This window comes from Oscillospiraceae bacterium NTUH-002-81, from assembly GCA_032620915.1.
Lineage (GTDB): Bacteria > Bacillota > Clostridia > Lachnospirales > Lachnospiraceae > JAGTTR01.
On sequence record CP136052.1, the window covers coordinates 1,371,476 to 1,383,747 of the forward strand.

A 12,272-nucleotide genomic window follows, 5' to 3' on the forward strand; every position below is an offset into this window, starting at 1 on the left:
ATGCATTATGAATTACATTGATCTTCTTACTCAGGAAGAAAAACCAATCCTCTGTAGAATCATCACTGGTAGAGATTTCAAAGAACTCTTTAAAAGAAACGAACAGGAATTCTCGAAAATACGAAAAGGATTCAGAGCCAAATCATTGACAGAGCAGCAAGCGCTTTCGATTGCTATAGTCAATGTTGATAAGCCCTTTATTGCAATGTGGGTCAATACAAGGGTAGATATCTGGCTTAAGGAAATTCAGGAAAATATTGAGGAACTTGAAGAGGAGGGTTCAACGCATGACATTGCCCTGGCATCGACTATGCTTGACTCCGTCTTTGCCAATAATGTTGATTTATACCTCAAACTTGCAGGAAAAACTATGGATGCGGATGTCCGCTCTAAACTTCATGAAAGAATGGAGAGCATCAAATCTGAGCGTGCAAGGAATGCGGAGGTGGCTGACCGTATTAAGGTTATGGAAGAAGAAAAACGCCATCTACTCGATCAAATTGCTGCTGCTCAGCAGAGTGTTAATACTATAAAGGCGGAATACGAACGGAAAATACAAGAGCTTGAACAGGATAAAGACACATTGGAATCCTTGTTAGCTGAAGCGCAAGAGAGAATTACTGAGTTGCAGACTGCTCCTACCGCTGCTAAAAGTGACGATGCCGATTATCTCGCACAGTTTGACGATACAGATACTTCTGTTCTGCCCTCTGTTGGTAGCGATGAGATCGTTTCTTTATGTGGTGTTATCTCAGATTACAATGGGCAGAAATGGCTTATTCGACATGCTGATTTGAGTCATAATGGGCACTATCACATTTTCCGCAAAAGTGAAGATGTTCCGCCGTACTTCACAAATAGAGACAAGATTTTCTATAAGGACGGCCCTTCCAATGACGGTTTTTATGGCATTTGGACTTGGTCCGCAACTCCGAATGAGAAGGACCCTTCCAAGGATTATATATTATCCCGGTACAACATGGATCTTGATGCCATTGAAGTCGTTACCATTTCAGAAGCATCAAACCTTGACAACCTGATCAATCTGCTGAAAAACGGGATCGAATACCAACCTCATAGTCATAGAGTCATGTTCGCCTTTTATGCATCCAAAGGACAGTACATGGGCATTCTGTGCAACACCCAAGAACTCAACACGGTTAATGGAAAAACTGCCTTTGCTGAAGATTGCATTGAAGTACCAGTATATGAATTTACTGGTGGCAACATTTTGCGTTTGGATAATGGGCTCTCTTTCTATAGAAATGCGTTTGCTGGTCTTCCAAGTAAGCTTTATCAATTGAAAAGTCCACTTGATATTGTAAAGAATATCGTTTTCTCTTCAATTTCTTGGGGTACATATAAAACAAGAGGGTTGACTCGTGCCGAGTATAGAACCTTCAAGGATTTTCTCGGTTCAATTCCGGTTGACGACATAACGCGCAAGATTGAGACTGCGTGCCGTTGCTCCAATTCCGCTGCTAAAGAATTGCTGGATGAATTCCTAAATGTGGTCTGGAAATACGTTGATGGAGATAGTTTAGAAGACGAAATAATCCTCTCTGCTATTTCTGCAAGTACTGAACTTCAGGAAAGAATAAAAGCACTCATTCGAACGGATTGGGAAGCAGAGAATAAAAGCTTACTAGATAAAGCCCAGAAAAAACTCGATTCACTTGATGCCCAGTTAAAATCTGCTACTATTAGTTTAACCAAAGCACAAGAAGCGTTTAATAAAACAAAATCGGAAGAAGAACGTCTTGCCGGTGTCATAGCAGAAAAAGAAAAACTGGCTGAGGATGTTGAAGTAGCAGTTGCTGAAAGAATACAAAAGGCACGCGAAAACGCGGCAGATTTCATTGCAAATATGGCTTTTGTTGGTGGACAACCGATTCAAGTTGCAGCCACAGAAACTCCTGCCGCAGTTGAAGTTTCGTCCAAACCTGTTATTGCCCCATATCACACTTTTTCAGCATTCGATGATCTAAATGATCTCGAAGTTCATCACTCTTGGGCAGATGTCATTAATACAGCCGCATTTGAACTCAAGGAAGCTGGTGTAGCAGAAAAATACAGAAGCAGCCTAGCCGCGTTCCTCTGCGCTGCCTATATCGAAAAACAGCCAATTTTTCTTGTTGGCCCTAATGCAATTGACATTGTTCAAGCATTCAGTGCAGCCGTAACAGGTCATAAATATGGAATGCTCTGCTGTGAGGGCGGTTATTGCAATCAGGTAATCACTGAAATTGGCACCGATGGCGAAGACATCGTGATAATCAACAATCTTCTTGCAAGTGGCTGGATGAACAGACTCCCGGAGATTCTTTCTCAAAAAGATATTTTCTATGTTGCCACCCATCCATATGCAGAAGATATCCAAGTTGAGCCAAAGAGCCTGTACGGATTTATGCTACCGCTGTTTACAGAGTTTTTTGTGGATGAAAAAGCTACCGGAAAATACTATGGAGGTTATTTTGCTGAGGACTTCAAAACCTACTCAACGCCAAAGGGTACACGTAAAGATTTAAGGGTCCTTTCAAAATTAAAGATAGGTTCGTTAGTCAGGAACCGAATCAACAGACTTGTTGCTACGATGCACGGCATTTACTCTGCAACAACAACGGATGAGGACTTCTTATATGCTGTCCTTCCTATTGCTTATGCTTCACTGGAAATTAATGAACTCACAGAGGCGATTGCTGATCCTCAAAAGGATATCGCAATTTCTGAAGGCCTCAAGCGTGATCTGCAGTATGTTTTAGGAGAATTCTAATGAATAAGTATAATGGGCTGCTTTCGTCAGTGGCGCACAAGTATCATATCTGCAAAGGAGAACGAGAAACAGAGAACGAATGGAAAACTCGTCTGGTGTATAGTATCTGTGGAATGATGGCTTATGCTTCGCTCTGGGACGACTCGGAAGAAGGCACCATTTCCATTGTGCACTTAAAAAGGAAAGTCCGCAGCATGCTTGCAAATTACAAATCAATGTACCCGGAGCTGTCTGGCAGCTTACCATATGTTTCTGAAGAGCTCGAAGATGAGATTGCAGACCAATTCTTAAGCACTGGCGTGGTTTATCACCGCCCCAACCGAATAGTTCCATCAATGAAGCATGAAGAACCGTTTGGTGATATCTTATTTCAAAGAGGTATTGCTTTGGATAGTATTTCCTGTGTATCCGGTATTGGATTTTATTCAAAACAGTATGGAGCAAAAAATACAGATAAGATAAAGGCAATGTTCGGTCTCGACCAAGAGAATTTACAAACATTGTGGCGTATAACGCTGTCTGCTGCTTCTTGGAAATCCGATCTGTCGTTTGAGCAAAATACAGAGTACCTTCGCTTAAAACCGCACTTCTCTCAAGGGTACTGGGTAAACAAGCCGGATACGACTGGTACTGTTTCGATTCTTCGAACCGGAATGAAAGGTTCACAGTTATACTATCTTTACCGCTATTATGGCACCACGATGGAAGTCAGCCCACTCCCACAGTGGCAGGTAGAGTTCTACAATTACAGATCGCTTGCATGTGCCTGTCTCTCTACCTATGGAACATTGCCGCCAATAGAGTATTTCGAGGATGGAGCATTAGTCCATGTACATATGAATTATTTGCTCCCACCACGTGAACTTGAGTTTTTAAAACTCTATAGCTGGCCTGAGATATGCACATCACTCCCGTGCAATTTTAGGCGAAAGCTCTCAATAGAAGTCTTTACAGCCATTAAGAATGTTCTATCTGATGAGGGATATGAATTTAAAGGAGGGACAATCTGATGCCAAACGGAGCAAATTCTGTTCATAAGCAGTTGCGAACGGAGTTGGAAGACTATATTAAATCACAGTATTTCGGAAAGTCTCCCCTCCTGCTCTCTGCCTTAAGCGATCATATTGATGATGAGGGACTGCTTTACCAGAAACCCTTTATTGAGTCATCTCCGGCATACGTTACTGTCCAAAACGGCATTGAAACAGCATCCATAGAACCTTGGCTGAAAGATTATTTTTTACAGTTGGCAGAAGCGGGTATCGGTGTTTTCCCATCTCCATTTGCTCACCAGATATCTGCGCTTGAAGCAGCAACCAGAGGTGAAAACCTGTTTGTGTCAACGGGTACTGGTTCTGGTAAAACTGAGTGTTTTATGTGGCCGCTTCTTGCGAAGATGGCTGATGAAGCGAGAAACTCCAAAGAATCATGGGCAAAACGAGGTGTTCGCACAATTGTTATGTATCCCATGAACGCTCTGGTTTCAGATCAGGTTAGCCGACTCAGAAGGATGATTGGAGATCCTGATAAGAAGTTTATCAAGATATTCAGAAACACCTGCGGTGACGAAGTTCGCCGTCCCCAATTTGGTATGTATACTGGTCGAACCCCATATCCTGGAGCGCAGCCTTCTACAGAACAGGACAGAAAACTTGAAAAAACTTTGGCCAGAATGTCTTTCCCGCAAAGTGATTCTGAACAAGAATACTTCAATCACCTTCTCAAAGAGGGAAAGATCCCCGCAAAGGCAGATATGCATCAGTTTCTGCAAGGACTTCATGAGAGTAGGCATATTCCAAACGATGAGGACGCAGAGCTAATAACCCGCTTTGAAATGCAGCAATTTTGCCCAGACATTCTCATCACAAACTATTCTATGCTGGAATATATGTTGCTGCGCCCTAGAGAACAGAAAATCTGGGATGATACTCGCGAGTGGCTTGCTTCGAACAACGAGAACAAATTGCTGTTTGTTATTGATGAAGCACACATGTACCGTGGTTCATCAGGCGGTGAAGTTGCGTTGCTGATTCGCAGACTTTTCCATAAACTTGGCATTAGCCGTGACCGCATGCAATTTATACTTACAACCGCAAGTATGCCCAACAAGAATCAGCAAGACGTTGATTCAGTAATGAAGTTTGCAAATGAGCTTACTGCCTCCGACAAAGCAACCCGGTTTTGCTATCTCACCGGCGAAAGAGAAGTCATTGATGGTCAGTTGAAATATGACATACCTGCTGAGCTTCTCTTAAGCTCAGATCCTAGCCAATTTGAGGACAAGGATGACTTAAAGCTTTCTGCGCTCTTGTCGTTCTGGCGTCAATTGGAAGGCTTTGACCAGAATATCAACTCCTTGGAAGCAATCTGCAACTGGATGTACGACAATCTTGTCTATTATCGCCCGTTCCATGAACTCATCAAGTATTGTCGTGGGAATGCAGTATCCCTAGGAGAGTTGTCTTACGGTATCTTTCCGGATCTCAGTCAGGAAAATGCTTTAAAAGCGGTCAGTGTCCTTCTGGCAATTGCACCACTTGCAAAAAACGCCAAGGGTTCTGTCCTTTTCCCTGCACGCATGCATATGCTTTTCAAAGGCATTTCTGGAGTTTATGCCTGTGCCAATGCGAATTGCAGCCGTTCTCATTCGGAAGGAGGTCTCACTTTAGGTGAGGTCTATTTGTCTGATGGTAATTTGATTTGCCCCCATTGTGGCAGTGTGGTCTATGAGCTTTATAATGACAGACGCTGTGGTGCGCTATTCTTCAAGGGCTATGTCCTTGAAGATGACTCGGAACTTCATGGAAATGTATACCTGTGGCGCTACCCCGGTCAGTTAATGGATCACAGGATGAAAGAAGTACATCTGTTTATTCCAATTGACGATTTTGAGCTACCTGCAAAACAGGGTAAAAACGCCATCAAACCCTGTTATCTTGATGTGAAGAGCGGGTTTATCAACTTTACGGATGACTCTTCCGCTGGTAAGTCATGGATTAGAAAGCTATACTACTGCAACTACTCTGCAAAAGGCAGGCCGCAGATCATTACCTTCCCGACCTGCCCGCATTGCAGGCATCAACTTTCTACATCGCAGCTTACCTCATTCAGCACTCGAGGTAATCAGTCTTTCTTCAACTTGATTAAGTCGCAGTTCCAACTGCAACCTGCTGTACCAGGAAAGGACAGTGATCCTGTTCGTTTTCCTAACGAGGGACGCAAGGTTTTGCTTTTCTCTGATAGCCGTCAACGTGCAGCAAAACTGGCTAGAGATATGTCTGATGCTTCGGACATTTCTGCTGCAAGGCAGTTATTTGCAATAGCGATAAAAACAATGGAAGAGCAAACAGTCGAGCAATCCATGAATACGCTGTACGATTATTTCTGCCTTGCAGCTGGTCAGCGTCATGTGCAGATGTTCCATGCCGATGAACGCACAAAATTCGCTGAAGATTGTGCTTCCGCGCTGAATAATTACAATCGATGCGTAAAACGGGGAAGGGACTACGCTCCGCGATTTACGATTGCGAACGCGCCTGTACAGATGCAAGAATACCTTCTTCGACTGTTCGCTGGAGGTTATAACACTTTGTACGACTCCGCTACGAGCTGGATTGAACCTACCGATCAGGCACTTTTTAATGCTGTCGATGCTCTCGAGGAAAACCATGTGACGGTCACCGATGAGGAGTTTATCAATCTCTTCAATGCTTGGATTCTATCGATCTGTGATATGTCTACTGCTCTTGGCCATACCATCAATGATACGGTTCGGTTAAAGGTTCGCCCAAAGCGAGGTGGTTATGGACTTGATAAAGATTGGGAGTTTTCGAAAGTCATCCGAGAGATCATGGGTTGGAGTGACGGAAATGAAACTGAGATGGCTTGGAAACGAGTATTGAAAGAAGCATTCCTTGACTCAGCGCAACCTGATAACGGCAAACTATATATTGATCTTTCCAGAGTAAAGACACGTTATGATGCTACGCATGTATGGTACAAGTGTGAGCAGTGCTCTGAGTTGACACCTTTCTTCCTAAAAGGCAGATGCCCAAGCTGCGGTTCTACTCATATCCACAAGATGGAATCCGACGAATACGAAGCACTTAGTTTCTGGAGAAGGCCGGTTGCTGACGCGGTTCAGGGTGAGCCAATCCATGTGATCGACACAGAGGAGCATACTGCTCAGCTCTCACATAAAGACCAGCGTGACGACCTTTGGAGTAAGACCGAACAATATGAGTTACGCTTCCAGGACTTGATTCAAGATGGTGAAACGCCTGTCGATATTCTCAGCAGCACAACCACCATGGAAGTTGGTATTGATATTGGCTCCCTAGTTGCAGTTGGTCTGCGAAACATTCCTCCAATGCGTGAAAACTATCAACAGAGAGCTGGCCGTGCGGGCCGTCGTGGATCTAGTTTATCTACAATCGTTACCTTCTGTGAAGATGGTCCTCATGATACATTGTACTTCAATGACCCGATTCCCATGTTCCGTGGCGATCCCCGCAGGCCTTGGATCGATGTGCGAAGCGAGAAACTCCTCCAGCGCCATCTGGCTATGGTTGTCTTACAGGAATTTCTCGCAGAAAAACATATGAGCCTTGATACAGTTTCCGCAGCCGTTTTTCTCGAAGATTTCCTTGACAGTTTCAAGAACTATCTTGCTTCCTACAGTGTTGATAAGGACAAGCTCCTTTTGCCTATTGGAGTGGTATTTCATTATTCAGAGTTTGCGGATGAACTCAAAGAGGCCCTTGATACACTTAAAGAAAAATGCCATGCTCATCCCGAGCTTTTTGGTGTAGATGAAGGCGCCAAGGAAGGCGATGCAAAAGTTCTCTTGGATGCTCTTTATGAAGAAGGTATCATCCCAACATATTCGTTCCCGAAGAACGTCGTCAGTACTTATATACCAGATATGAACGGGAAAATCCTTTACGAGGTTGAACGTGGACTTGATGTAGCTATTGGCGAATATGCTCCTGGCAGAGCAATTGTGGTTGATAAGCAAACCTATCAGATTGGCGGATTCTACTATCCTGGAAGTGAACGTCATCACGGTCAATCACTAACCCCGGCACGTGCCTACGCAGAAGACCCAAATTATGTGAAGCAGATTATCTCTTGTCCTGAGTGCGGCTGGTTTGGCTTGATGGAGGAAAACACAAAACAGTGCCCATTCTGTGGGAACGATGATCTCAAAATCACTCGTGAAATGATGCGTCCATGGGGCTTTGCACCAAGAAATGCTGAAGCAATACCGGATGTTCAGCTATCAGAAGAGTATACCGCCGTACAGCAGCCTCTGTATTCAACTCTACCAGATGCAGAAGAAATGAAACTTGCCCCAGGTTGCAAGAACATACGAATTGCTTCACGAACAAATCAGCGAATCATCATGCTGAATAAAGGATCGGATGACAAGGGCTTTATGGTCTGCAAAGACTGTGGTGCTGCTATGCCAGGCGACGATATTTCTGTTCTGAATGACGTTAACAGGCCATACAAGTCAAAGTATGCTCGAAACAGATGCCGTCACGGTAATTCCTTTAATGTGAATCTTGGCTATGACTTCATAACTGATATGTTGGTCCTTGAATTCACAATTGACGACAAGGTTATTGATGCACGCCGTAATGATAATCCATGGCTTAACCGTGCATCTCAATCCTTAGCTGAAGCACTGCGACTGGTAGCAAGCAAAAAACTCGATGTTGAATTCACCGAACTTGTCACCGGTTATCGTCTCAGGACTGGGGCTGAAGCCTCCTATGTCGATATCTATCTTTACGATAGTCTATCGAGCGGCGCTGGTTATGCTGTCAGTGTAGCCGATGCAATTGCCGAACTACTATCCGATATGAAAGAGCTGTTGAGTTCCTGTGATTGTGGATCTGCGTGTTCCAAATGCCTAAAGCATTACAGGAACCAATATGTACATGGCATTCTTGACCGCTTTGCTGCACTTCAGCTCCTTGAATGGGGTGTTGATGGCATAAAAGCATCTCCTATCAAACCAGAGACACAGATTAACATGATCATGCCTTTAGCGAATATCCTTAAGCAATCAGGCTGCGAAATCACTGCTGATAGTGAAATTACCGCAACTGGACGAAGAATCAAAAAGAAGATTGTTATCTACCCGGCAATGTGGGTTGAACCACATGCTACAAACACCATTTTCGTGAACGATGCTTATATCAAGTACGCCAAGCCATATGCCGTCCAAAAGATTCTAGATAACATTTGATGGAGATTATGCCTGAGTAGTGAGAAATAAATGGAGAAGAGATATTGTAAAATTTTTCTGAAATTGTAAGGAGCGAAACTATGTTACACCACGGCCTATATGAACAAGTTATCAATAACGCCTTGACTAGCGAGCTTGCGGAGATTCCGGAAGCCCGCAAGGCGGTTGCACCCATTGACAAGGCCGAGGCGTCCAAGGTTCTGGCGCAGTATCTGGCAGATGTGGTTCAAAAGGGCTTGGATAACGTGCTGGACAACGGCGGGGATATTTCTGCCCAGATCGGGCTGACCAACCAGATCGTTGATCTCATTCAAAATACAACGAAAGAAGCTGATTTTGCCGCGCTGGGCGTTGACCGGCGGGCAGAGCAGCTTCTTGCGCTTTTGCGAGAGATCGACCCACGGTTAGCGGTGGGGAAAACAGCGGCGGACATAGAGCGCCCGGAAACCTCCATCGCACAAAGCTCACTTTTCACCGGGGCTGTGCATGAGCCGCAGATGTTTACCGAGCTCAAAAAAGGAAATCGTCTCGGCCGACCGGATCGACATGCTGGTGTCCTTCATCAAATGGAGCGGTCTGCGGCTTATCATGGACGAGCTGCGGGAGTTTACGCACAGCGGCGGCGAGCTCCGCATCATCACCACCTCTTACATGGGCGCTACAGATGTGAAAGCCATTGAGGAGCTTCGAAAGCTGCCCAATACGCACATCAAGGTCAGCTACAACACCAAGATGACCCGGCTCCACGCCAAGGCATATATCTTTTACCGCGAAACCGGCTTCACGACGGCCTATGTTGGCTCGTCCAATCTGTCCAATGCGGCATTGACTAGCGGGTTGGAATGGAACACAAAAGTAACGCGGCGCGACTTGCCCGAAACCATCGACAAGATCGCCGCTACCTTTGAGTATTACTGGAATGACCGCGAATTTGAATACTACGCAGAGGATCAGAAAGAGCGCTTGGCACGGGCATTGAAGGCGGAAAAATATTTCGACACCAACAATGCTGACGTCTACACCATGGACATCAACCCATATTCCTACCAGCAGGAGATTTTGGACAAGCTGGAGGCAGAGCGCACTGTTCGTGGCTATACGCGCAATCTGGTGGTGGCGGCCACCGGTACCGGCAAGACGGTCATCTCTGCGCTGGATTACAAGCGCTTCCGCAAGCAGAATCCGGATCGACCCTGCCGCTTGCTCTTTGTGGCGCACCGAGAGGAAATCCTCAAGCAGAGCTTGTACACCTTCCGCGCCGTGCGCAAGGATGCAAACTTTGGTGAGCTGTTTGTGGGCAACTATAAGCCGGAGAGCATCGACAACCTGTTTCTGTCCATCCAGACTTTCAACTCACAGAGCTTCACGGAAAAGACGAGTCCCGATTTTTACGATTACATCATCGTGGACGAATTCCACCATGCCGCTGCACCGACTTATCAGAAGTTGTTGTCCTACTACCAGCCGCGCATCCTGCTGGGCTTGACCGCTACTCCGGAGCGTATGGACGGCAAGAGCATCCTGCCGTACTTCCATAATCGCATTGCAGCGGAGATCCGTCTACCGGAAGCTATTGATCGAAAGCTCCTGTGCCCGTTCCAATATTTTGGCGTTACCGATACGGTGGATTTGGATGCGCTCAAATGGTCTGCCGGTGGCTACCAAAAGAGCGAGCTGGAGCACATCTACACGTTCAGCGGGGCGGTTGCCGACCGCCGCGCTGACCATGTGGTGACGGCACTGCTGAAATATGTGACGGACATTGACGAGGTGAAGGGCCTCGGCTTCTGTGTAACGGTAGATCACGCGGAATTTATGTGCCGGTATTTTAACGACCACAACATCCCGTCCATGTGCCTCATCGGGCAATCTTCGGACGAGGAAAGAGCGGCGGCCAAGCGGCGCTTGGTGTCCGGCGAGGTGCGGTTCATCTTCGTCGTGGACATCTACAACGAGGGCGTGGATATTCCGGAAGTTAATACTGTTCTGTTCCTGCGTCCCACAGAGTCGTTGACGATTTTCTTGCAGCAGCTGGGACGTGGTCTGCGTCTATCTGAGGACAAGGAATGCCTGACCGTGCTGGACTTCATCGGTCAGGCAAATCGAAAATACAATTTTGAAGATAAGCTTGCGGCACTGCTGTCGAATGCCACCCGCAGCGTGAGTCGTGAAATTAAAGATGGTTTTGTGTCCGTCCCCAAGGGTTGCTATATCCAGTTGGAGAAGAAGGCAGCCAAATACATTTTGGAGAATATCCGCGCGTCCTATGGCAATACGGCTGGGTTGGTGGCTCGCGCAGCCTCCTTCACGGAGGACAGTGGGCTGGAGCTGACGCTCAAAAATTTCTTGGATTACTACCATCTTGACCTACGGGCGATCTACAAGTTTTCCTCCTTCTCTCGCATTTGCACCAGAGCGGATGCCATCGAGGACTTTTCAGAACCGCTGGAGGACATTCTGACCAAAGCGTTTGTAAAGCTTGCTGTGGCCGATTCCCGCCGCTGGATTTCGTTCCTGCTGGACGTCCTTCCGCGTTTGGACAACCTTGATTTTACAGCGCTTCCGGATGCGGAAAAGCGGATGATGCAGATGTTCTATGTCACCGTCTGGGGCAAGACTGTGGAGAACTGGGACGACGAAGAGGTGCTTAGTAACCTCTATGCCCTGTCTGACAGCACGGTTCTGCTCGGCGAGCTCTTGGAGCTGCTGCGTTATCGCTTCGAGCAGATCGACTTTATCGACGAGCCGGTGGAACTGGGCTTCGACTGCCCGTTGGATCTGCACTGCACCTATACCCGCGACCAGCTCTTGGTGGCGCTGGACTTTATGAAGCCGTCCACCGTTCGTGAGGGCGTGAAGTGGCTGCCGGAGAAAAACATTGACGTGTTCTTTGTGACGCTGAACAAGGCGGACAAGGACTACTCGCCAACTACCATGTACAACGATTATTCCATCAATGAGAGCTTGTTCCATTGGCAGAGCCAGAGCACCACGGCAGAAAAATTTGCCCACCGGCCAGCGCTATATCCACCACAAGGAACGCGGCAGCAAGGTGCTGCTGTTTGTCCGTGAGTTTAAGGCGGACCGTATGACCGGCGGTGCGGAGGCGTACACCTATCTGGGCACGGCGAACTACGTGAAGCACACAGGCAGCAGGCCGATGAATATCACCTGGCAGCTGGACCGCCCGATCCCGGCGAAGTTCTTGAAGAAGACAAATAAGTTGGTAGTAGGCTGACATAC

At 46.4% G+C, this 12,272-nt stretch carries 3 protein-coding genes and 1 pseudogene; all 4 read left to right on the plus strand.

All coding sequences use genetic code 11. The features are described from left to right. Positions 1–7 precede the first annotated feature (7 nt). The 4 genes and pseudogenes from RJD28_06575 to RJD28_06590 all read left to right on the plus strand — a co-directional run bounded on the left by RJD28_06575 (position 8) and on the right by RJD28_06590 (position 12,267). Positions 8–2,773, plus strand: coding sequence for a hypothetical protein (locus tag RJD28_06575; protein WNV59143.1), 2,766 nt, complete (start codon positions 8–10; stop codon positions 2,771–2,773). Continuing rightward, the gene (locus RJD28_06580) at positions 2,773–3,783 is read left to right on the plus strand and encodes a hypothetical protein (GenBank protein ID WNV59144.1); all 1,011 of its coding nucleotides are present in this window, start codon (positions 2,773–2,775) and stop codon (positions 3,781–3,783) included. Before RJD28_06575 ends, RJD28_06580 begins: the two co-directional genes overlap by 1 nt. Beyond that, the gene (locus RJD28_06585) at positions 3,783–9,029 is read left to right on the plus strand and encodes a DEAD/DEAH box helicase (GenBank protein ID WNV59145.1); all 5,247 of its coding nucleotides are present in this window, start codon (positions 3,783–3,785) and stop codon (positions 9,027–9,029) included. Before RJD28_06580 ends, RJD28_06585 begins: the two co-directional genes overlap by 1 nt. Before the next feature lie 80 nt (positions 9,030–9,109). Beyond that, positions 9,110–12,267, plus strand: a pseudogene (locus tag RJD28_06590) (DUF3427 domain-containing protein). Positions 12,268–12,272: the final 5 nt, after the last annotated feature.

Bases quoted from the DNA above. Each gene is read 5' to 3' on its own strand.
- RJD28_06575 (WNV59143.1), top strand. From the start codon at position 8: ATGAATTACATTGATCTTCTTACTCAGGAAGAAAAACCAATCCTCTGT.
- RJD28_06580 (WNV59144.1), top strand. From the start codon at position 2,773: ATGAATAAGTATAATGGGCTGCTTTCGTCAGTGGCGCACAAGTATCAT.
- RJD28_06585 (WNV59145.1), top strand. From the start codon at position 3,783: ATGCCAAACGGAGCAAATTCTGTTCATAAGCAGTTGCGAACGGAGTTG.